At 73.7% G+C, this 20,614-nt stretch carries 17 protein-coding genes; 6 read left to right on the top strand and 11 right to left on the bottom strand.

Annotated features, from left to right (window positions below; translation table 11 throughout):
* Nucleotides 1-92: 92 nt before the first annotated feature.
* Nucleotides 93-380 carry a heavy-metal-associated domain-containing protein gene (locus GBN72_RS11685; protein ID WP_151771631.1) on the bottom strand — a complete coding sequence of 96 codons (288 nt, stop codon included), beginning with the start codon at nucleotides 378-380 and terminating at the stop codon, nucleotides 93-95.
* Between the two features lie 190 nt (nucleotides 381-570).
* On the opposite strand from GBN72_RS11685, the gene GBN72_RS11680 reads away from it, so the two are divergent.
* Nucleotides 571-1,539 (top strand): DUF8832 domain-containing protein, encoded by a 969-nt coding sequence (locus GBN72_RS11680; RefSeq protein ID WP_151771630.1) that lies wholly within the window; start codon nucleotides 571-573, stop codon nucleotides 1,537-1,539.
* Nucleotides 1,540-1,605: 66 nt separating this feature from the next.
* Here the strand turns inward: GBN72_RS11680 and GBN72_RS11675 are convergent, their stop codons facing one another.
* On the bottom strand, nucleotides 1,606-3,411 hold the full coding sequence (locus tag GBN72_RS11675) for a stealth family protein (RefSeq protein ID WP_151771629.1): 1,806 nt from the start codon (nucleotides 3,409-3,411) through the stop codon (nucleotides 1,606-1,608).
* A 344-nt stretch (nucleotides 3,412-3,755) separates the two neighbouring features.
* On the opposite strand from GBN72_RS11675, the gene GBN72_RS11670 reads away from it, so the two are divergent.
* Entirely contained in the window at nucleotides 3,756-4,196 is a 441-nt protein-coding gene (locus tag GBN72_RS11670) for a hypothetical protein (protein WP_151771628.1), read from the top strand.
* 144 nt (nucleotides 4,197-4,340) lie between these two features.
* On the opposite strand, the gene GBN72_RS11665 is transcribed toward GBN72_RS11670, so the two are convergent.
* From GBN72_RS11665 to deoC, 3 genes are read right to left on the bottom strand one after another with little or no spacing between them, the layout of a single operon-like run.
* Nucleotides 4,341-5,237, bottom strand: a complete 897-nt coding sequence (locus tag GBN72_RS11665; RefSeq protein WP_151771627.1) for an aldehyde dehydrogenase family protein — start codon at nucleotides 5,235-5,237, stop codon at nucleotides 4,341-4,343.
* Nucleotides 5,230-6,666, bottom strand: a complete 1,437-nt coding sequence (locus GBN72_RS11660; RefSeq protein WP_151771626.1) for an aldehyde dehydrogenase family protein — start codon at nucleotides 6,664-6,666, stop codon at nucleotides 5,230-5,232. The genes GBN72_RS11665 and GBN72_RS11660 overlap by 8 nt, the downstream gene beginning before the upstream one ends.
* Entirely contained in the window at nucleotides 6,666-7,631 is a 966-nt protein-coding gene (deoC, locus tag GBN72_RS11655; RefSeq protein WP_174887117.1) for a deoxyribose-phosphate aldolase, read from the bottom strand. The genes GBN72_RS11660 and deoC overlap by 1 nt, the downstream gene beginning before the upstream one ends.
* A gap of 130 nt (nucleotides 7,632-7,761) precedes the next feature.
* Here deoC and GBN72_RS11650 point away from each other — a divergent pair, with 130 nt between their 5' ends.
* Entirely contained in the window at nucleotides 7,762-8,424 is a 663-nt protein-coding gene (locus GBN72_RS11650) for a PH domain-containing protein (protein ID WP_151771624.1), read from the top strand.
* 382 nt (nucleotides 8,425-8,806) lie between these two features.
* On the opposite strand, the gene GBN72_RS11645 is transcribed toward GBN72_RS11650, so the two are convergent.
* Nucleotides 8,807-10,495: a phospho-sugar mutase gene (locus tag GBN72_RS11645; RefSeq protein ID WP_151771623.1), complete on the bottom strand. Its 1,689-nt coding sequence runs from the start codon at nucleotides 10,493-10,495 to the stop codon at nucleotides 8,807-8,809.
* A gap of 192 nt (nucleotides 10,496-10,687) precedes the next feature.
* Nucleotides 10,688-11,500 (bottom strand): purine-nucleoside phosphorylase, encoded by an 813-nt coding sequence (locus tag GBN72_RS11640; RefSeq protein WP_151771622.1) that lies wholly within the window; start codon nucleotides 11,498-11,500, stop codon nucleotides 10,688-10,690.
* A gap of 160 nt (nucleotides 11,501-11,660) precedes the next feature.
* Here GBN72_RS11640 and GBN72_RS11635 point away from each other — a divergent pair, with 160 nt between their 5' ends.
* Both GBN72_RS11635 and GBN72_RS11630 read left to right on the top strand, forming a co-directional pair.
* Nucleotides 11,661-13,097, top strand: coding sequence for an NAD(P)H-quinone dehydrogenase (locus tag GBN72_RS11635; RefSeq protein ID WP_151771621.1), 1,437 nt, complete (start codon nucleotides 11,661-11,663; stop codon nucleotides 13,095-13,097).
* A gap of 218 nt (nucleotides 13,098-13,315) precedes the next feature.
* Nucleotides 13,316-14,278: a DeoR/GlpR family DNA-binding transcription regulator gene (locus GBN72_RS11630; RefSeq protein WP_151771620.1), complete on the top strand. Its 963-nt coding sequence runs from the start codon at nucleotides 13,316-13,318 to the stop codon at nucleotides 14,276-14,278.
* A 151-nt stretch (nucleotides 14,279-14,429) separates the two neighbouring features.
* Here the strand turns inward: GBN72_RS11630 and GBN72_RS11625 are convergent, their stop codons facing one another.
* On the bottom strand, nucleotides 14,430-16,202 hold the full coding sequence (locus GBN72_RS11625) for an acetyl/propionyl/methylcrotonyl-CoA carboxylase subunit alpha (protein WP_151771619.1): 1,773 nt from the start codon (nucleotides 16,200-16,202) through the stop codon (nucleotides 14,430-14,432).
* Between the two features lie 445 nt (nucleotides 16,203-16,647).
* Between GBN72_RS11625 and GBN72_RS11620 the strand changes: the two genes are divergently transcribed.
* Nucleotides 16,648-17,121 carry a hypothetical protein gene (locus GBN72_RS11620; RefSeq protein ID WP_246212425.1) on the top strand — a complete coding sequence of 158 codons (474 nt, stop codon included), beginning with the start codon at nucleotides 16,648-16,650 and terminating at the stop codon, nucleotides 17,119-17,121.
* 240 nt (nucleotides 17,122-17,361) lie between these two features.
* Here GBN72_RS11620 and GBN72_RS11615 read toward each other — a convergent pair whose 3' ends face one another.
* The 3 genes from GBN72_RS11615 to GBN72_RS11605 all read right to left on the bottom strand — a co-directional run bounded on the left by GBN72_RS11615 (nucleotide 17,362) and on the right by GBN72_RS11605 (nucleotide 20,614).
* Nucleotides 17,362-18,195, bottom strand: a complete 834-nt coding sequence (locus tag GBN72_RS11615) for an enoyl-CoA hydratase/isomerase family protein (RefSeq protein WP_151771618.1) — start codon at nucleotides 18,193-18,195, stop codon at nucleotides 17,362-17,364.
* A gap of 60 nt (nucleotides 18,196-18,255) precedes the next feature.
* Entirely contained in the window at nucleotides 18,256-19,506 is a 1,251-nt protein-coding gene (locus tag GBN72_RS11610; RefSeq protein ID WP_151771617.1) for an adenylate/guanylate cyclase domain-containing protein, read from the bottom strand.
* A gap of 223 nt (nucleotides 19,507-19,729) precedes the next feature.
* Nucleotides 19,730-20,614 (bottom strand): biotin--[acetyl-CoA-carboxylase] ligase, encoded by an 885-nt coding sequence (locus GBN72_RS11605; protein ID WP_151771616.1) that lies wholly within the window; start codon nucleotides 20,612-20,614, stop codon nucleotides 19,730-19,732.

Raw genomic sequence — 20,614 nt, 5'->3', positions numbered from 1 at the left:
ACCGCTCCTCGGGCTGGGGTGTGGGAAAGGAATGGGGTGCGCGCGCCGGGCCCACGGCCGGGGCCCGGCGCGCGGCGGCACGGGTGGTGTTCTCAGGCCGCCCGGCCGGTGAGCCGGTAGCCGGCGTCGTCGACCACCCTCGCCGGCAGCGCGTCGTCGGGTGCGCCGGAGGTGGTGACGGCGACCTGGCCGGCCTCCAGGTCGACCTCGACCCCGAGGACGCCGTCCGCCGCGCCGATCTCCGTGGTGAGCGTGGCCTCGCAGTGCCCGCAGGTCATCCCGGCGACGTCGTAGACGGTGGTGACGCCCGCGGCGGAGCCGGTGGCCGTGCCGGTGCCGGTGCCGGTGGAGCAGCTGCCGTCGGGGGCGCAGCAGGACATGGTTCCTCCAGGAGAGCACACGGTGATGTACCCCCAGGGGGTACCCTTGGCGTCTCCTTGTATACCCCGTGGGGGTATCGTCGGCAAGTCCTTCCGAGGCGCTTGCGCATACCCCAGGGGGGTATATATTCGGCGGCGTTGGTCACCGATGGCGGTGTCGCCGCCGAACTGCCGAGGAAAGGGTCCGCCCATGAACACCGGCGTGAAGATCACTGCTTTCGCCGCCGCCGTCGCGGCCACCTTCGCCGCCGCCTACGGTGTCGGCGCGGTCGTCGACCCGGTCACCCCCGACCGGCAGCCGGCTGCCCACGCCCCGCACGACCGGCAGCCGTCCGCCCGGCCCGGAGCGGGCGGGGCGGCCGGTGACGGCCGCGCGGACGTGGTGCCGGCGGGGCTCCAGATCTCGCAGGCCGGGTACACCCTGGAGCTGCGGACCCCGCGCGTCACCGCGGGGGAGAGGGCCGAACTCCGCTTCGCCGTCCGTGACGAGGAGGGGCGGCTGCTGACGTCCTACCGCCGGGAGCACGGCAAGGAACTGCACCTCGTCCTCGCCTCACGCGACCTGGTCACCTACCGGCACCTGCACCCCACCCGGGCCGCCGACGGCACCTGGAGCACGCCCGTCACGGTGCCCACGGCCGGTTCCTACCGGGTCTTCGCGGATTTCACCCCGGCCGTGGAGGGCGCCGCGGGCCTCACCCTGGGCGCCGACCTCGCGGTCTCCGGCGCCTACCGGGCACCCGGACTGCCGGAGCCCGCCACCACCGCCACCGTCGACGGGTACACCGTCACCCTCGACGGCGGCCTCACCCCCGGCAGGCCCTCGGAACTCACCCTGTCCGTCGCCCGGAAGGGCCGCCCGGTCACCGACCTGGAGCCCTATCTCGGCGCCTACGGCCACCTCGTCGCCCTGCGCGCGGGTGACCTCGCCTACCTCCACGTCCACCCCGACGGCGGACCCGGGGACGGCGTCACCGAGCCGGGCCCCGGCATCTCCTTCACCACCACCGCGCCCACCGCGGGCGCCTACCGCCTCTTCCTGGACTTCCGGCACGACGGCGTCGTCCGCACGGCGGCCTTCACCGTCCGCGCCGACGGCGCGGCCGCCGCGCCCCGGCCGGCCGACGGCGAGCGCGAGAGGGATGCCCACCAGCACTGACGCGGCCCGCCGTGACGTGGCCCGCCGCCCGGGTGGCGGCGGCGTGTGGCGCGAACCCTGCCCGGATCAGCTCTGCCGCTCGAAGCGGCCGGGGAACGGGAAGTAGGTCTCCAGGAAGCCGTGCAGGCTCGCGGCGACGGTCTCCTGCAGCTCCGGCGGCGTGCTGACGTCGTTGAGGCAGAAGAAGTCGAAGCCCCGGGTCTCCAGCAGCTCCGTGAGCCGTGCGGAGGCGTCCTCGCGTGCGACGTCGACGTAGCGCAGCTTGTACGCGCCGGGCACGGCGCGACCGGTCAGGTAGGCGTGGTGGTGGTGCAGGCTGGCGCCCATGGCGATGTCGGTGACGTCCCGGAACCGGGAGCCCCGTGTGCGCTCCACGTCCTCGGCGAAGAGTTCCTCGATCTCCCGCATCACGCCGCGGATCTGCGGGTGCGGTGTGTGCATGAACTTGTTGACGGCGAACCGGCCGTGCTGTTCGAGCAGCAGACGCCGGACGTTCTTGCCGGCGGAGTTCGGCGCGGGCTCGTCCGCCAGCGGCGAGCCGAGGCCGTACTGGAACGGGGAGAAGGGAAGCTTCGCCACGCCGTTGCCGTGGAAGAAGTGCTCCGCGGTGACGGGACGGCCGAGGAAGACGTCGTCGTTGAAGTAGAGATAGCGCTCGGAGAGACCGTCGATGTGGTGCAGCTGGGTGCCGATGGCATGGGAGTTGAACACCGGCAGCACACTGGCGTCGGAGAAGATCTCCTTGTGGTCGACGACCTTCACGCCGGCCGCCGAGGTGTCGAGCCAGGACGGGGTCTGCCCGTCCGTGACGATGTAGACGTTCCGCACGAACGGCGCGTACATCTCCAGCGAGCGCAGCGAGTACTTCAGCTCGTCGTGGCTGGTGTAACGGGAGGCGCCGGTCTCCCGGGCGTGGATGCGGCGCGGGGACGGCGAGCCGTCGCGGTAGGCCTCGCGCTGGGCAGCCAGGCGCGGGTCGGAGCCGTCCACCCACGTGTAGACGACGTCGATGTCGAAATCGACGGACTCCACGGCGGGCCGGAAGAAATCCCGGAAGGTCGGGTGGGAACGCTCCCGCACGCGTCGCGTCGCGGGTATCCGGGCCTCGGCGGTGACCGTGTCCGAGACCGCGTTGGGCCGGGGCGCGACCCAGGTGCCGGCGAGCGCGCTCTCGGGGAGCTGGGTGCGCAGAGAGGAAAGCCGCTCGGCCGCCCGCCGGGCCGCCTCGGGGTTCTCCCCGACCGCGTCGCGCGCGGCCAGCAGGGCCTTGCCGTCCTGCCAGAACTCCACGTCGCAGCCCTCCGTGAACCCGGACAGGACCTGCCCGGCGGGGCCGATCTCCAGCTCGGTGAAGCGGATCACGCGGGCACGCTTGAGCGCGGTGGGCAGGGCCCCGTCCGCGTACAGGACGGCGTCCTCGGGCCACGCCTCCTTGCCGGGCCGGCAGGCGTACAGCGGAGCCGTCCCGTACAGCTCCCGCACGGCCGCCAGGAACGCCTTCCGGTCGTCCAGGCACACGCCGACCACGTGCCGTCCCGCGGACCGGCCCGGCACCAGGAAGTAGGCGACGCCGGCGTGCGTGAGGGCGTCGGTGACCAGGTGCAGCTGCCGGGCGCGGGCGTCCTCGGCCGTGAAGGAGGTGACGGTGCGGCCGTAGTACCCGCGGCCCTGCACGGTCAGCTCCGTGACCGCGGGGTCCGCGGCGAGCATCGCCGCGCGCCGCGCCGCGATCCGGTCCTGCTTCGCCTGCCGCGCCTCGGCCTCGCGCCGGGCCTCCTCGGCGGCGGCCGCCTCAAGACGCTCCTGCTCCTTTCGCGCCCGGACGCGACCGGGGACGAGACGTTCGGTGGCACTCGACAGGACGGACGGCATGGCGGTGACCCGTTTCTGGCAAATGTGAAAGGAGGGAGTGGATAAACGGAAGATTACTTGCCGGTGTGACGTAAGGGAATGTCGGTGACGGGTCATCCGTGACTGTTCTGGTCACACCCGGGTGCGGTGCCCGGCAATGATCTCCCCGGGGATTCCGAGGATTCCGGGGATTCCGAGGTTTCCGTGACCGGGGTTTTCCCGGCTTCCGGCCATGGGGGATCCGGGTTCCGGAGTTCGCGTCGAACGGGGCTCGAACGTGCGGTGGTCGCTTTGGCCGCGCCCCGGCACTCCACTACGCTTCGTGACTCTCCGGTCACCGAGCAGACAGAACAGGCGGCAGCACCATGGGGCGTCACTCCGCACCGAAGCAGCAGAGGCAGAGCAAGAGCGCGCACGCCGGCCGGGCCGCCGTGGTCCTCGCGGGGGCGGGGCTGGCGCTCGGCGGCGGGGCGGCGGCCGCCTCCGCCGCGCCCGCGCCGGGGCAGGACGCGGTGGAGCCGAAGGTGGCGTTGAGCGTGATCGACCTGAAGACCGGTGCGGAGGCGCTGAAGAACACGGTCGGGTACGCCACGGGGCCGGTGGGGGCGTTGAAGCCGAACCCGCTGGCCGGGACCGGGGTGGATCCGACCAACAACGGGGTGGGGACGCAGGTCTCCGACTTCGAGCCGGTGACGACGCAGACGCTCACCGACCCGCTGACCCAGGCGGAGACGGTGAACGCGCTCCCCGCGGTGGGGCAGGTCACGGGGCTGCTGGGCGGCCTCGCCCCCGCCCCGGCGGCCTGAGCGGCCCGGTCGGCGAGGACCGGGGGCGGCCGGGGCGGGAGGCGGCGCCGGGTGCGGATCGTGCGGGGAGGCGGTGCCCGCACCCGGCCCCGCGGCGGTGCCCCCTCCCCTCCTGCGGGGGGCGTGCCGCGGTCGGGCGACCGGTCAGTAGGACGAGCCGGAGGCGCCCAGGGAACCGGTGGTGTGCCAGACGGTCTTGGTCTCCAGGAACGCCGTCAGGCGCTCCGTGCCCGGCGTCGCCGCGAAGTCCTCGCCGGTGCGCGGACGCAGCACCCGCTTGAGGTTGTCCGCGGCGGCTACCTCCAGCTCCGTCGCGAGAGCCGTGCCGGCGCCCGCTCCGGTGAGGTCGACCGCGTTGACGTCCATGTGCGAGGCCAGCGTCGGCGCGATCTCCGCCGTGCGGCCGGAGAGGACGTTGACCACGCCGCCCGGGACGTCGGAGGTGGCCAGCACCTCGCCCAGCGACAGCGCGGGCAGCGGGGACCTCTCGCTCGCCACGACGACCGCCGTGTTGCCGGTGGCGACGACCGGGGCGAGCACGGAGACCAGGCCGAGCAGCGAGGACTCCTGCGGGGCCAGCACGGCCACCACACCGGTCGGCTCCGGGGTGGAGAGGTTGAAGAAGGGCCCCGCGACCGGGTTGGCGCCGCCGAGGACCTGGGCGATCTTGTCGGTCCAGCCCGCGTACCAGACCCAGCGGTCGACGGTCAGGTCGACCAGCGCCGCGGCCTTGGCCTTGGACAGGCCCTCGGCGTCGGCGACCTCACGGGTGAACTGGCTGCGGCGGCCCTCCAGCATCTCCGCGACGCGGTAGAGGACCTGGCCCCGGTTGTAGGCCGTGGCGCCCGACCAGCCGCCGAACGCCTTGCGCGCGGCGACCACCGCGTCACGGGCGTCCTTGCGGGACGACAGCGGGGCGTTGGCAAGCCAGTCCTGGTCCTTGGAGCCCGTCACCTCGTACACCCGGCCGCTCTCGGAACGCGGGAACTTGCCTCCCACGTACAGCTTGTAGGTCTTGAAAACGCTGAGACGCTCAGACATCGAGGTAGGCCTCCAGCCCGTGGCGACCGCCCTCGCGGCCGTAACCCGACTCCTTGTAACCGCCGAACGGCGAGGTGGGGTCGAACTTGTTGAACGTGTTGGACCAGACGACGCCCGCGCGCAGCTTGTTCGCCATCGCGAGGATGCGGGAGCCCTTGTCGGTCCAGATGCCCGCGGAGAGGCCGTAGGCGGTGTTGTTGGCCTTGGCGACGGCCTCGTCCGGCGTGCGGAAGGTGAGCACCGAGAGGACCGGGCCGAAGATCTCGTCGCGGGCGACGGTGTGCGCCTGGGTGACGCCGCTGAAGACGGTGGGCGCGAACCAGTAGCCGGAGGAGGGCAGTTCGCACGGGGCGGTCCAGCGCTCGGCGCCCTCCGCCTCGCCCTGGTCGGTCAGCGCGGTGATCCGGGCCAGCTGCTCGGCGGAGTTGATCGCGCCGATGTCGGTGTTCTTGTCCAGCGGGTCGCCGAGGCGGAGGGTGGCGATGCGCCGCTTGAGGGCGTCCAGCACCTCGTCGTGCACCGACTCCTGCACCAGCAGGCGGCTGCCCGCGCAGCAGACCTGGCCCTGGTTGAAGAAGATGCCGCTGACGATGCCCTCGACCGCCTGGTCGACGGGCGCGTCGTCGAAGACGATGTTGGCGCCCTTGCCGCCGAGCTCCAGGGTGAGCTTCTTGCGGGTGCCGGCCACCGTGCGGGCGATCTCCTTGCCGACGCCGGTCGAGCCGGTGAAGGCGACCTTGTCCACGCCGGGGTGGGCGACCAGCGCGGCGCCGGTGTCGCCGTAGCCGGGCAGGATGTTGACGACGCCCCTGGGCAGCCCGGCCTGGCGGCAGACGTCCGCGAAGAAGAGCGCGGACAGGGGGGTCGTCTCGGCGGGCTTGAGGACCACCGTGTTGCCGGTGGCGAGCGCGGGGGCGATCTTCCACGCCAGCATCAGCAGCGGGAAGTTCCACGGGATGACCTGCGCGGCCACGCCCAGCGGCCGGGGCGCGTGACCGTAGCCGGCGTGCTCCAGCTTGTCGGCCCAGCCCGCGTGGTAGAAGAAGTGCGCGGCGACCAGCGGGAGGTCGGTGTCGCGGGTCTCCTTGATCGGCTTGCCGTTGTCCAGGGTCTCCAGGACGGCCAGCTCACGCGAGCGCTCCTGGATGATCCGCGCGATGCGGAACAGGTACTTGGCGCGCTCGCTGCCCGGCAGCGCGGACCAGCCCTCGAAGGCGCGGCGGGCGGCGGCGACCGCGCGTTCCACGTCGGCCTCGCCGGCCCGGGCGACCTCGGAGAGGACCTCCTCGGTCGAGGGGGAGACCGTCTTGAAGACGCGGCCGTCGGCGGCCTCGGTGAACTCGCCGTCGATGAACAGCCCGTAGGCGGGGGCGATGTCCACCACCGAACGGGACTCGGGCGCCGGTGCGTACTCGAAGGTCATGGGGATCAGTCCACCGTCACGTAGTCGGGGCCGGAGTAGCGGCCGGTGGCCAGCTTCTGCCGCTGCATCAGCAGGTCGTTGAGGAGGGAGGAGGCGCCGAACCGGAACCAGTGCGGGTCCAGCCAGTCGGTGCCGGCGGTCTCGCCGACCAGCACCAGGAACTTGACCGCGTCCTTGGCGGTACGGATGCCGCCGGCCGGCTTCACGCCGATCTGCACGCCGGTGCGGTCGCGGAAGTCACGCACGGCCTGGAGCATGAGCAGGGTGTTCGCCGGGGTGGCGTTGACGGCCACCTTGCCGGTGGAGGTCTTGATGAAGTCCGCGCCCGCCAGCATCGCCAGGTAGCTCGCCCGGCGGATGTTGTCGTAGGTGGAGAGCTCGCCGGTCTCGAAGATCACCTTGAGGCGGGCGGAGTCGCCGCAGGCGTCCTTGACCGCGGTGATCTCCTCGAAGACCTTCAGGTAGCGCCCGGAGAGGAAGGCGCCGCGGTCGATGACCATGTCGACCTCGTCGGCGCCCGCGGCGACGGCCTCCCGGACGTCGGCGATCTTGACCGCCATCGAGGCGCGGCCGGCCGGGAACGCGGTGGCCACGGAGGCGACCTTCACGCCGGAGCCGGCGACGGCCTCCTTGGCGACGGCCACCATGTCCGGGTACACGCAGACCGCGGCGGTGGCGGGCGTGGTGCGGTCGGTCGGGTCCGGGTGGACCGCCTTGGCGCCCAGCGCGCGGACCTTGCCGGGGGTGTCGGCGCCCTCCAGGGTGGTCAGGTCCACCATCGAGATCGCCAGGTCGAGGGCGTACGCCTTGGAGGTGGTCTTGATCGAGCGGGTGCCGAGCGCGGCGGCGCGGGCCTCCAGGCCCACCGCGTCGACGCCGGGCAGGCCGTGGAGGAAGCGGCGCAGCGAGGCGTCGGAACCGGTGACGTCGGTCAGCGCGTGCGCGGCCGGTACGTGGGGTGTCGTCGACATGGTCACCACATGAGCATATCTACGCGTGTAGCTGAACGGGAGGGGGGAATGTCTCGACCCGATTCCGTTTCCGACGCCGGTCGGCCACCGGGGGCGGCCCTCCGCGGGGGCGTCGGGCACAATCGGGGCCATGAGCACCCCCTCCGACCACCAGTCGTCCCCGGAGCCGGGCCGTGAGCCGGGCCGTGAGGCGGGCCCCGTACGGGTCCACCGGTCGAACTCGGCCATCGCGGGCGGCATCCTGCTGAGCCTGGTCTTCGGCGCGCTGGCACTGGACGCGATCGTCAACGGCGCGGCGCGGACGGCCTGGTCGGCGCTGGCCGTCGTGCTGATCGTGGCGCCGCTGGTGGTCGCCTTCACCTTCCGCCCGGCCGTCTTCGTCGACGACGACCGGTTGCGGGTGCGCAACCCGTTCCGGACGGTCACGCTGCCTTGGGGAGCGGTGGCGACGTTCCGTTCCGGTTACTCCCACGAGGTGCTGGACACCGCGGGGAAGCGGTACCAGCTGTGGGCGCTGCCGGTGTCCCTGCGGGCGCGGAAGAAGGCGCAGCGGGTGAAGGCGCGGCAGGACGCGGTCTCGCCGGTGGCGATGTCCACGGACGGGGTCGCGGCGGGCATCGCGGCGGCGCCCGGGCGCGGGGACACGGACCGGGTCGTCGACGACCTGCGGGAGCTCCAGGAGCGGCGGGCGGCGGCGACGCCGGGCGACGTCACCGTGCGGTGGGCGTACGAGATCTTCGCCCCGGTCCTCGCGGGGCTCGTCGTCCTGGGCATCGTCCAGCTGATCGCCTGATCGCCTGATCGCCTGATCGCCTGATCGCCTGATCGCCTGATCGCCTGATCGCCCGCCCGGCCTGATCGTCTGAACGTCCGACACATGAGGGCCGGCCGAGGGCCGCCGACGGCGCCCCTGGCCCCGGTACAGTGCGCGCACGTATCGGGGAGGGTGCGCCATGAACCGTGGGCCGAACGAGCAGGCGCCTTCCTGTCGTGAAACCACGACGGAGGCGCTGAGCGGGAACGGCGGGCCGGCGGACGGGGGGCGCGGGCAGGCTGACGCCGGCCCGCGTCGCGGTGCCCGGGAGGGCGGTGCCGCGGTCGGGCGGGCCGCGTCCTGCGAAGGGCGCCGACCCGTCCGTCCGGCCCGTCACGCCCGGCCGCAGCGCCGCCCGTGTCTACAGCCCCGCGGCCTCGGCGAAGTCGCGCTTCAGGGCCGCCAGGCGTTCCGCGGCCGCCTGCCGGGCGGCGGGGAGGGAGTCGCGGGAGGCGACCGGGACGACGACCTCCAGGTAGCACTTGAGCTTGGGCTCCGTGCCGCTGGGGCGGACGATCACCCGCGCGCCGTCCAGGGTGTAGCGGAGGCCGTCGGTGGGCGGCAGGGCCTCGGAGCCCTCGGAGAGGTCCTCGACCAGGAGCACGGGGAGGCCCGCCAGCGAGGCCGGCGGGGACTTCCGCAGCCGGGCCATGGCGCCGGCGATGACGCCGAGGTCCTGGACCCGGACGGAGAGCTGGTCCGTGGCGTGCAGCCCGTGGGTGACCGCCAGGTCGTCGAGGAGGTCGACCAGCGTGCGCCCGCGCTCCTTGAGCACCGAGGCCAGCTCGGTGACCAGCAGCGCCGCCGTCACGCCGTCCTTGTCGCGCACGCCGTCCGGGTCGACGCAGTAGCCGAGCGCCTCCTCGTAGCCGTACCGCAGGCCCTCGACCCGGGCGATCCACTTGAAGCCGGTGAGGGTCTGCTCGTAGCCGACCCCCGCCTTCCCGGCGATCCGCCCGAGGAGCGAGGAGGAGACGATCGACTCGGCGAAGGTGCCGGTGACGCCCCGCTCGGCCAGGTGCGCGGCGAGCAGCGCGCCGACCTCGTCGCCGCGCAGCATGCGCCATGCGCCGCCGTCGCCCTCGTCGCCTCCGTCACCGGAGCCGCCGCCGGAGCCGCCGCGGGCGGGGTCCCGCACCGCGACCGCGCACCGGTCGGCGTCCGGGTCGTTGGCGATCACCAGATCCGGCTCCGCCTTCCGCGCCGTCGCGAAGGCGAGGTCCATCGCGCCCGGCTCCTCCGGGTTGGGGAACGCCACCGTCGGGAACGCCGGGTCCGGCTCCGCCTGCTCGGCGACCAGCACCGGCTCGGGGAACCCGGCGCGGGCGAACGCCGCCAGCACCACCTCCGTGCCGACGCCGTGCAGGGCCGTGTACACCGTCCGCGCGGTGCGCGGCGAGCCCGGCGTGAGGACCGCGTCGGTGCGGGCCAGGTAGGCGTCCAGGACGGACTCGTCCAGGACCTCCCAGCCGGACTCCGGCCGGGGGACGTCCGCCAGCGATCGCACCGCCGCGATCTCGGCGGCGATCCCCGCGTCGGCCGGCGGCACGATCTGCGAGCCGTCGCCCAGGTAGACCTTGTAGCCGTTGTCGCGCGGCGGGTTGTGGCTGGCGGTCACCTCCACGCCGGCCACCGCGCCCAGGTGGCGGACGGCGAACGCCAGCACCGGCGTCGGCAGCGGCCGGGGCAGCAGCGCCGCGCGCAGACCGGCGCCGGTCATCACGGCGGCCGTGTCGCGGGCGAAGTCGGCCGACCTGTACCGGGCGTCGTACCCGATCACCACCAGCCCGTCGCCCTGGCCGCGGGACCGCAGGTACGCGGCCAGCCCCGCGGCGGCGCGGATCACCACCGCGCGGTTCATCCGCATCGGGCCGGCGCCCAGCTCGCCGCGCAGGCCGGCGGTGCCGAACTGGAGGGTGCCGGAGAAGCGCTCGGCCAGCGCGGCCTCGTCGCCCGCCTCGATCAGGGCGCTCAGTTCCGCCCGGGTGTCCGGGTCCGGGTCCTCGGCGAGCCAGGCCCGGGCCCGGGCGGTCAGGGTGGTGTCCTGCACGGTCGGTCAACCTCCGGTTCGGTGTTTCGTTCCCGGGCTTCCCCTTACCCGGTCCGCGGCGACGTCCTTCGGGGCCGCACGGGAGCGGCGGCCCCGCCGGGGCGCGGCCGCACCGCCGTGGCCGCGCGCCCGGGGCCCGTCGCCGCCGTCGTCCCGGGCGCCCCCGCGCGTCGCGTCAGAGCGGCGGCCGTGTCACAGGCGCGGCAGCAGCCCGGCGAGGAGTTCGCCCATCCGGGCGGCGCTGTCGCGGCCGGCCTGGAGGACCTCCTCGTGGTTGAGGGGCTCGCCCGTCATGCCGGCCGCCAGGTTGGTGACCAGCGAGACGCCCAGCACCTCGGCGCCCGCCTCACGCGCCGCGATGGCCTCCAGGGCGGTGGACATGCCCACCAGGTCCGCGCCGATGACGCGGGCCATCCGGATCTCGGCGGGCGTCTCGTAGTGCGGGCCGGGGAACTGCGCGTAGACGCCGTCCTCCAGGCCGGGGTCGACCTCCCGGCACAGCTCGCGCAGGCGCGAGGAGTACAGGTCGGTGAGGTCCACGAAGTTGGCGCCGACGATCGGCGACGTGGCCGTCAGGTTGATGTGGTCGGAGATCAGCACCGGCTGGCCGGGGCGCATGCCCTCGCGCAGGCCGCCGCAGCCGTTGGTGAGGACCACCGTGCGGCAGCCCGCGGCGACGGCGGTGCGTACGCCGTGGACCACGGAGGCGACGCCGCGGCCCTCGTAGAAGTGGGTGCGGCCGAGGAAGACCAGGACCCGGCGGTCGCCGAGCCGGTAGGACCGGACGCGCCCGCCGTGGCCCTCGACCGCCGGGGGCGGGAAGCCGGGGAGCTCGGTGACCTCCAGGTCGGCCTCCGGAGTGCCCAGGGCGTCGACGGCGGGTGCCCAGCCGGAACCCAGCACCAGGGCCACGTCGTGCGTCTCGGTGCCCGTGAGCTGCCGGATGCGGTCGGCGGCTGCGACCGCGGCGGCGTAGGGGTCGTCCCGAAGAAGAGAAGCGTTCACGCGGCAGACCTTATCCCTTCGTTCCCTACGCGCGTAGATCAGAACGGGCGCACAACGGGATCGTTGCCGTGTCGTTTCCGAGCCCGCACGGGGTACGCGAGCGGCGGTGAGACGGCGGTCGGTGGACCCCGGGCGGTGTGACCTTGAAAGGTGCGGGACAATGGGGCACGTGACTCGGATCGTGATCATTGGTGGCGGGCCCGGCGGATACGAGGCGGCCCTGGTAGCGGCGCAGCTCGGCGCGGAGGTGACCGTCGTCGACGCGGACGGTCTGGGCGGCGCGTCGGTGCTGACCGACTGCGTGCCGTCGAAGACGCTCATCGCGACGGCCGAGGTGATGACCACCTTCGACTCGTCGTACGAGGAGCTGGGGATCATCGTCGCCGACGACACCCCGCACATCGACGCCCCCGCGCGGGTGGTCGGCGTGGACCTGGGCAAGGTCAACCGCCGTGTGAAGCGCCTCGCGCTGGCGCAGTCCCACGACATCACCGCCTCGGTGACCCGGGCGGGCGCCCGGGTGCTGCGGGGCCGGGGGCGGCTGGAGGGACTGCAGGCCGCGGACGGCTCCCGCAAGGTGGTCGTGCGGGCGGTGGACGGCAGCGAGGAGACGCTCACCGCGGACGCCGTGCTGATCGCCACCGGCGGTCACCCCCGCGAGGTGCCCGACGCGCGGCCCGACGGCGAGCGCATCCTGAACTGGACCCAGGTGTACGACCTCGACGAGCTCCCCGAGGAGCTCATCGTGGTCGGTTCCGGCGTCACCGGTGCCGAGTTCGCGGGCGCGTACCAGGCGCTGGGCTCCCGCGTCACGCTGGTCTCCAGCCGCGACCGCGTGCTGCCGGGCGAGGACCCGGACGCCGCCGCGGTGCTGGAGGACGTGTTCCGCCGGCGCGGCATGAACGTGATGTCCCGCTCGCGCGCCGCGTCCGCCAAGCGGGTGGGCGACCGGGTGGAGGTCACCCTGTCGGACGGCCGGGTGATCAGCGGTACGCACTGCCTGATGGCGGTCGGAGCGATCCCCAACACCCACGAGATGGGGCTGGAGGAGGCCGGCGTCCGGCTGAAGGACTCGGGCCACATCTGGACCGACAAGGTCTCCCGGACCACGGCCCCCGGCGTCTACGCGGCCGGCGACGTCACCGGCGTGTTCGCGCTCGCCTCGGTGGCGGCCATGCAGGGCCGCATCGCGATGTACCACTTCCTGGGCGACGCGGTGGCCCCGCTCAACCTCAAGGCCGTCTCCTCCAACGTCTTCACCGACCCGGAGATCGCCACCGTCGGCTACACCCAGGCCGACGTGGACGCCGGCAAGATCGACGCCCGGGTGGTCAAGCTGCCGCTGCTGCGCAACCCGCGCGCCAAGATGCAGGGCATCCGCGACGGCTTCGTGAAGATCTTCGCGCGCCCCGGCACCGGCATCGTGGTCGGCGGCGTGGTGGTCGCGCCGCGCGCCTCGGAGCTGATCCACCCGATCTCCATCGCGGTGGACAACAACCTGACGGTGGAGCAGATCGCAAACGCGTTCACCGTCTACCCCTCGCTGTCCGGTTCGATCGCCGAGGTGGCGCGCCAGCTCCACACGCGCAAGGCCTGACACCCCCGCGTTCTGCGAGCGCCGGTCCCAACTCGGGGCCGGCGCTTGTCGTTTGTGCGGGTGACGACTTCCGTGATCACGGACCGTCGCCGCCCATGCGTGTGGCATAGTCACCCGAGCTGCGCCTTATACCATCCCGAGCGCCTGATCACGTACATCTTCTGCAATTCGCCGCAAACTGCTGAAACCAGGCGGTCGTTGGGGTTACTGTCAGTTTCGTGTTCGCTGCAGAACGTCGTCAATTGATCCTCGAAATGGTGCGCGCCAACGGAGCGGTGTCGCTCCGGGAGCTCGCCCGCGTCGTCCAGACCTCCGAAGTGACCGTGCGACGGGATGTGCGCGCGCTGGAGGCAGAAGGGCTCCTCGACCGCCGGCACGGTGGTGCGGTGCTGCCGGGCGGGTTCACGCGTGAGTCCGGCTTCCCGCAGAAGTCCCATCTCGCGACCGCCGAGAAGACCGCCATCGCCGATCTCGCCGCGGGTTTCGTCGAGGAGGGCGAGGCCATCGTGGTCGGGGCGGGCACCACCACCCAGGAACTGGCCCGTCGGCTGGCGAGGGTGCCGGGGCTGACCGTGGTCACCAACTCGCTGCTGGTGGCACAGGCGCTGGCCCATGCCAACCGGGTGGAGGTGGTGATGACCGGCGGCACCCTGCGCGGCTCCAACTACGCGCTGGTGGGCAGCGGGGCGGAGCAGTCCCTCCAGGGGCTGCGGGTCTCCAAGGCCTTCCTGTCGGGCAGTGGGCTGACCGCCGAGCGGGGCCTGTCCACCTCCAACATGCTCTCCGCGTCCGTCGACCGCGCGTTGGTGCAGGCCGCCTCCGAGGTGGTGGTCCTGGCGGACCACTCCAAGCTGGGCACCGACACGATGTTCCAGACGGTCCCCACGGAGCTGATCACGCGCCTGGTGACGGACGAGCCTCCGGGCCACGACGACCGCGCCGGTACGGAGCTGCAGGCGCTGGCCGACCAGGGCGTCCAGATCGCCGTGGCCGGAGCGCCGGGGTCCGAGCGGGCCGACCGGGCGGAACCGCAGGGCGGTGGAGGCCGTCGCCGTGACGTCCCCCTCCCGGGCCCGCGTCGCGGCCACGCCCCGGGCGGCCCCCAGCTCCGCGCCGCTTCCGTCCTGGGCGACCCCGGCCAGCCGGACCGGAGCCGCGTGGCGGACCTGCGGCGGAGGTAGGGCGGGCGGTGGGGGGCCGGTGACCCGGCGGTTCCCGGTGGCCTGGTGGTGTGGGTGGCCAGGGCCGCGTCCGCGCCCGCGTCGCTGGTGACCGGAAACGCCGGAGGGCGCGGGAGGCCGGTGGCCTCCCGCGCCCTCCGGGCGGTACGGGTCAGTCCTTGATCTCGCAGATGGCGGCGCCGGAGCTGATGGAGGCGCCGACCTCCGCGGACAGGCCCTTGACCGTGCCCGAGCGGTGGGCGTTGAGGGGCTGTTCCATCTTCATGGCCTCCAGGACGACGATCAGGTCGCCCTCCTTGACCTCCTGGCCCTCCTCGACCGCGATCTTGACGATCGTGCCCTGCATGGGCGAGGCGAGGGTGTCGCCGGAGGCGGCCGGGCCGGACTTCTTCGCGGCGCGCCGCTTGGGCTTGGCGCCGGCGGCCAGGCCCGTGCGGGCCAGGGACATGCCGAGCGAGGAGGGCAGCGAGACCTCAAGGCGCTTGCCGCCGACCTCGACCACGACCGTCTCGCGGTCGCCGTCGTCGTCGCTCTCGGTGTCGGCCGGGGCGGCGAACGGCGGGATCTCGTTGACGAACTCGGACTCGATCCACCGGGTGTAGATGGTGAACGGGTCGGCGGAGCCGGTGAGTTCCGGGGCGAACGCCGGGTCCCGGACCACCGCGCGGTGGAACGGGATGGCCGTGGCCATGCCCTCGACCTTGAACTCGTCCAGGGCGCGCGCGGCCCGCTGCAGGGCCTCCTTGCGGGTGCGGCCGGTGACGATCAGCTTGGCCAGCAGGGAGTCCCAGGCCGGGCCGATGACGCTGCCCGACTCCACGCCGGCGTCCAGGCGGACGCCGGGACCGGACGGCCCCTCGAAGACGGTGACGGTGCCCGGGGCGGGCAGGAAGCCCCGGCCCGGGTCCTCGCCGTTGATGCGGAACTCGAAGGAGTGGCCGCGCAGTTCCGGGTCGCCGTAGCCGAGCTCCTCGCCGTCGGCGATGCGGAACATCTCGCGCACCAGGTCGATGCCCGCGACCTCCTCGGTCACCGGGTGCTCCACCTGGAGGCGGGTGTTGACCTCCAGGAAGGAGATCGTGCCGTCCGCCCCGACCAGGAACTCCACGGTGCCCGCGCCGACGTAACCGGCCTCCTTGAGGATGGCCTTGGACGCGGCGTACAACTCCTCGACCTGCGCCTCGGAGAGGAACGGCGCCGGCGCCTCCTCGACCAGCTTCTGGTGGCGGCGCTGCAGGGAGCAGTCACGGGTGGAGACCACGACCACGTTGCCGTGCTTGTCGGCGAGGCACTGGGTCTCGACGTGACGCGGCTTGTCCAGGTAGCGCTCCACGAAGCACTCGCCCCGGCCGAAGGCCGCGACGGCCTCACGGACCGCGGAGTCGTAGAGCTCCGGCACCTCCTCCAGGGAGCGGGCGACCTTCAGGCCGCGGCCGCCGCCGCCGAACGCCGCCTTGATGGCGATGGGCAGGCCGTGCTCCTTGGCGAACGCCACCACCTCGTCGGCCCCGGACACCGGGTCCGGGGTGCCGGCCACCAGCGGGGCGCCCGCGCGCTGCGCGATGTGACGGGCGGCCACCTTGTCGCCGAGATCGCGGATGGCCTGCGGCGGCGGGCCGATCCAGTTCAGCCCGGCGTCGATCACCGCCTGGGCGAACTCCGCGTTCTCCGACAGGAACCCGTAACCGGGGTGGATCGCGTCGGCGCCCGAGTCCGCGGCGGCCTGCAGCACCTTGGCGATGTCCAGGTAGCTGGTCGCCGGGGTGTCACCGCCGAGGGCGAACGCTTCGTCCGCGGCACGCACGTGCAGAGCGTCCCGGTCGGGGTCTGCATACACGGCCACGCTCGCGATACCGGCATCCCGGCATGCCCGGGCGACGCGGACTGCGATTTCGCCACGGTTGGCGATGAGCACCTTGCGCACGATGAGGCTCCCTCCTTGAAACAAGCCGAGTTTAGGGACTGCCGACACGTCACTACGACCCGTCCACAGTGGTGAGCTTGCCCACACGGAGCGTGAAACCAGGGCCTGGCGGCGGGTGCCGAGCCGTGAAATCCCTTGTCGCATCGGGTGGTGCGGGACTCCCCCGGGAAACCCTAGCCCGGGGATGTGGCCCAGGTCTCTGTAAAGCCGCGCCGCCGCGGGCCGTGTTTCTTTGTGGACTCCCTACGAACACCTCGCCGAATCTTTGCGGCCGTCAGAACTCTTGCCGCTACGTATACCCGTGAGTAACGTTCGCGCCACCCTGGGAGATACCCCGGGTAATGGCCCGGTCGGGGGAGTGGCAGGCTCTCGGGAGGGTCCCCGGGCGGGTGCTCCCGCGCCCGACGGGGCACGGCGGAAACAGCGGAAGTGGGTGGGGCCGGTGGTGCGCAGGACGGTTGCCGTCGTCCTGGCGGCGGCGATGTTCGCCGAGGCGGCCGGGGTGGCGTGGCTCAACTGGTTCCTCGCCATGGTGGTCGAGGGGCAGCGGATGTCGCTCGCCGGACTCGACCCGGACATGGTGGCCCGCTCGTCGCGGATCGGGGCGGTGCTGTTCGCCCTGTTCTTCGTGGCGTGCGGCGCGGTGGTCCTGGTCTCCGCGATCCGCGGCCGCGCGCTCGGGCGCCTCGGCACGGGGCTGCTGGTGACGGTCGCCGTGGTGCACGGCGTGCTGGGCGCGGCGGCGTTCGCGCTGGTCGGGTTCAAGGCGTTCGCGGTGCTGGCGGCGGTGCTGGCGCTGATCCTGCTGTTCCTGTCGTCGCCGGGGCGCCGGCGGGAGGACCCGGGTCCCGGTGACGGCGCCGGCGCGGAGGCTCCGCCGTCGCCGTCGAGCGGGACCGCCCCGGTCGCGGCGGGATAGCGGACCTCCGGCTCCTCCGGAGCGCTTCTCCGGCGGTCGTCGTGCGGGGCACGGCGCCCGGGGAACCCGAGGGAGCCTGTTCTCGCGGTGCTGAGTGCCGCGTTCGCGCCCGCCCCGTTCACGGTCGCCCGCTCCTTCCGGCCGGTGTCGCGGGGGCCGCGTGGCTCCTGCGGCGTGATCTCGTCCGTGGGCCGGGCCCGGACGGGCGTGGCCCGCGCCGCGGCGCGGGCCACGCCGGGGTCACTCGCCCGGCCAGTCCGGGCGGCGCTTCTCGTTGAAGGCGGCGACGCCCTCGGCGCGGTCGCCGGAGAAGGCCACCGTGCGCCAGGCGTTGTCCTCGATGTCGAGCCCGGCGGGGAGGTCCTTGCCCCACCCGAGCCGCATCGCCCGCTTGGCGGCGCGCAGCCCGACGGGGGAGTTCGCGGCGATGCGCGAGGCGAGCGCCAGCGACTCTGCGCGGTCCTCGCCCTCTGCCACCAGCAGGTCGACCAGGCCCAGTTCGCGGGCCTCCCGCGCCTCCACCCGCCGTGCGGTGAAGATCAGCTCCGCGGCCCGCGCGGCGCCCACCCGCCGCGGCAGCAGCTGCGTGCCGCCGCCGCCCGGGATGACGCCCACGGAGACCTCCGGCAGCCCCACCACCGCCGTGCCGTCGGCGACGATCAGGTCGCAGGAGAGCGCGATCTCGAAGCCGCCGCCCAGCGCGAAGCCGTGCACCGAGGCGATCGTCGGCATCGGCAGCTCCAGCACACCCGTGTACGCGGCCCGGTTGACGGGGCGCTGCCGCCGCAGCTCCGCGTCACCGAAGCCGTTGCGCTCCTTGAGGTCCGCACCCACGCAGAACGCCCGCTCGTGGCTGGAGGTCAGGACGACGACCCGCGCGTCGCCGTCCGCCGCCAGCGCGTCGCAGGCCGCGGTGAGGGAGCGGGCCATCTCCGTGGAGACCGCGTTCATCGCCCGCGGGCGGTCCAGGACGAGTTCGGCGACGTGCCCGTGCCGCACCACCCGCACGAACTCCCCGTACCGCTCGCCGTCCGCGCCGGCCTCGTGTTCCGTCAGGGCCTGGTGCTCGGTCATGGTGGACAGCCTCCCGGTTTCGACGACGTCACTGTTGTCGCCGGGGATCATCTCAGGGCGTCAGCGCGGGGAGCCCCGCCGGGTGAGCAGCCACGGCTCGACCACGCCGAGACCACGCACCGGCCGCTGCCACATCGGCTGGAGGGCGAACCGGTACCTCTGCTCCTCGTCCTCCTTCACCTGCTCCTCGGCAGAGGGGGCGTCCTGGGTGCGCCGCAGCTCCTGGGCGAACTCGCTGTCGACCAGGACCGCGTCCCGGGGGGCTATGGAGGTGAGCCGGGAGGCCAGGTTCACCGTCGTGCCGAAGACATCGCCCATCCGGGTGGTGACGGTGCCGAACGCCATGCCGACGCGCAGCTCCGGCATCGTCTCGTCGTGGGCGAGGGTCTCGATCAGGCGCAGCGCGATGTCCGCGGCGACCCCGGGGTCGTCCGCCACGTAGAGGACCTCGTCGCCCAGGGTCTTCACCAGCCGGCCGCCGTGCGCGGCGACCAGGTCGGCGGCGGTGGTCTCGAACGCCTCGACGAGCTCGCCCAGCTCCTCCTCCTCCAGGCGGCGGGTCAGCCGGGTGAAGCCGACCAGGTCGGCGAAGGCGACGCACAGGCGGCGGTCGACCATCTCCTCGTCGTCCGCCGTCTGGATGACACGGCCCGTCGCGGCGGCGAGCTGGCGGCGCCAGACGTAGACCAGGAACTCCTGGAGCTCGGGCAGGAGCAGCTCGATGAGGGGGTAGGTCACCTCGGTGCGGGTCATGCCCGGCTCGGGCGGCTCGGTGAGGCCCTCCAGGAAGGAATCGATCTGCCATTCCGCCAGACGGGCGGTGGTCTGACCGGTGGAGCGGGCGACCTGCACCGCCATCGGCTCGCTGAGCAGGCCCGCCTCGACGAGACCGGCGAGGCGGCGCAGGGCGAGCACGTCGGCCTCGGTGAGGGCCTTGGCCTGGCCGATGTCGGCGAAGCCCATGGCGCGCCAGAAGCGGGAGGCGAGCTCCATGGAGACGCCGGCGCTGCGGGCGGCCTGGAAGGGGCTGTAGCGGCGCTCCGCACCGAGGATCAGGGCCTCGAGGCGCAGGGCGAGCGGGTCGTCGTCGGAGGTGCCGGTGGTGTTCTGGGCGGCGGTGCGGTCGGCGGCGGAGGGTTCCTCACCCCGGTCGGCGGCGCGGGGGCCGCCCTCGGACGGCTCGCCCTCGGCCGCGTCGTCGCCGGCCGCGTCCGCGCGGCGGGGGTCGGCGGAGGGGCCGGGCGCCGGCCGGGGGTCGCCGTCCGGCCCGGGATGTCCGCCGGTGCCGGAGCCCGTGTCGTCGACGGTCACGCCTGTTGCCCTTCCGATCTGCCGAGGTCAGGTTTCGACCGGCCTCAACTCTACGGCAGGTGTGCCGCAGCTCACTCCCGGATCGTGCCGCCGGGGTGGTGCGCCCCCGGCTCGCCACCCTGCGGCTTCGCCTCGGCGCCGCCCCTCGCCCCCGGCGCGCGCTCCGTCGCCCTCTTGCACGCTCCGCCGCCCCGGTCGGTTCACCGTCGCCGCGGACGCGCCCCTACGCCGGGCGGAGGTGGACGATGTCGCCGGCCGAGACGGGGTGGCGGGTCCCGTCGGGGGCGGTGATGACGAGGCGGCCGTCGGCGTCGAGGGCGGTGGCCTCGCCCACCAGGTCGTCGCCGCCGGGGAGCATCGCCCGGACCCGGCGGCCCAGGGTGGCGCACCCCGCGGCGTATGTCTCGAGCAGGCCGCTCATCTCGGGGTCGCCGCCGACCACCCGCCACCGGGTGTACCACTGCTCCAGCGAGCGGAGGACGCCGCGCAGCAGCGGGTCCCGGTCGGTGACCGCGGCGCCGGCGAGGGCCAGCGACCCCGCCGTGGGCACCGGCAGTTCGTCCGCCCGCAGCGTGACGTTGAGGCCGACGCCGACCACCACGCCCTCCGTGCCGGCCCGTTCGGCGAGGATTCCGCCCGCCTTGCGCTCCTCCCCGCCGACCGTGACCAGCAGGTCGTTGGGCCACTTGAGCGCCGTGTCCAGACCGGCGGTCCGGGCCAGCCCGGTCGCCACCGCGACCCCGGTGAGCAGCGGCAGCCACCCCCACCGCGGCACCGGCACGTCGTTCGGTGCCAGCAGGACGGAGAAGAAGAGCCCCGACCGGGCGGGCGCCGACCACGCGCGGTCCAGCCGCCCCCGCGCCGCGGACTGCTCCTCGGCGACCAGCACCGTGCCCTCCTCGGCGCGGCCCGCCCGCGCCGCCTCCACCAGGTCGGAGTTGGTGGAGCCGGTGGCCGGGACGACGTCGAGGGCGGTCCACAGCGACTCCTCCCGCACCAGTGCCCGCCGCAGCGCGGCGGCGTTCAGCGGGGGGCGGTCCAGGTCCGACCAGCGGCCGGGCCCGGAGCCGGGGGAGGAGGGGGGTTCGGAGCGATCACGCGGCGTCAT

This window comes from Streptomyces abyssomicinicus (assembly GCF_008974245.1).
GTDB classification, from domain to species: Bacteria; Actinomycetota; Actinomycetes; order Streptomycetales; family Streptomycetaceae; genus Streptomyces; species Streptomyces abyssomicinicus.
This window is presented reverse-complemented; position numbering and strand designations above follow the sequence as displayed.

Excerpts from the sequence above, each read along its gene's own strand:
- GBN72_RS11685 (WP_151771631.1), bottom strand. The coding sequence starts at position 380 with ATGTCCTGCTGCGCCCCCGACGGCAGCTGCTCCACCGGCACCGGCACC.
- GBN72_RS11680 (WP_151771630.1), top strand. The coding sequence starts at position 571 with ATGAACACCGGCGTGAAGATCACTGCTTTCGCCGCCGCCGTCGCGGCC.
- GBN72_RS11675 (WP_151771629.1), bottom strand. The coding sequence starts at position 3,411 with ATGCCGTCCGTCCTGTCGAGTGCCACCGAACGTCTCGTCCCCGGTCGC.
- GBN72_RS11670 (WP_151771628.1), top strand. The coding sequence starts at position 3,756 with ATGGGGCGTCACTCCGCACCGAAGCAGCAGAGGCAGAGCAAGAGCGCG.
- GBN72_RS11665 (WP_151771627.1), bottom strand. The coding sequence starts at position 5,237 with ATGTCTGAGCGTCTCAGCGTTTTCAAGACCTACAAGCTGTACGTGGGA.
- deoC (WP_174887117.1), bottom strand. The coding sequence starts at position 7,631 with ATGTCGACGACACCCCACGTACCGGCCGCGCACGCGCTGACCGACGTC.
- GBN72_RS11650 (WP_151771624.1), top strand. The coding sequence starts at position 7,762 with ATGAGCACCCCCTCCGACCACCAGTCGTCCCCGGAGCCGGGCCGTGAG.
- GBN72_RS11635 (WP_151771621.1), top strand. The coding sequence starts at position 11,661 with ATGGGGCACGTGACTCGGATCGTGATCATTGGTGGCGGGCCCGGCGGA.
- GBN72_RS11615 (WP_151771618.1), bottom strand. The coding sequence starts at position 18,195 with ATGACCGAGCACCAGGCCCTGACGGAACACGAGGCCGGCGCGGACGGC.
- GBN72_RS11605 (WP_151771616.1), bottom strand. The coding sequence starts at position 20,614 with ATGACGCCGCGTGATCGCTCCGAACCCCCCTCCTCCCCCGGCTCCGGG.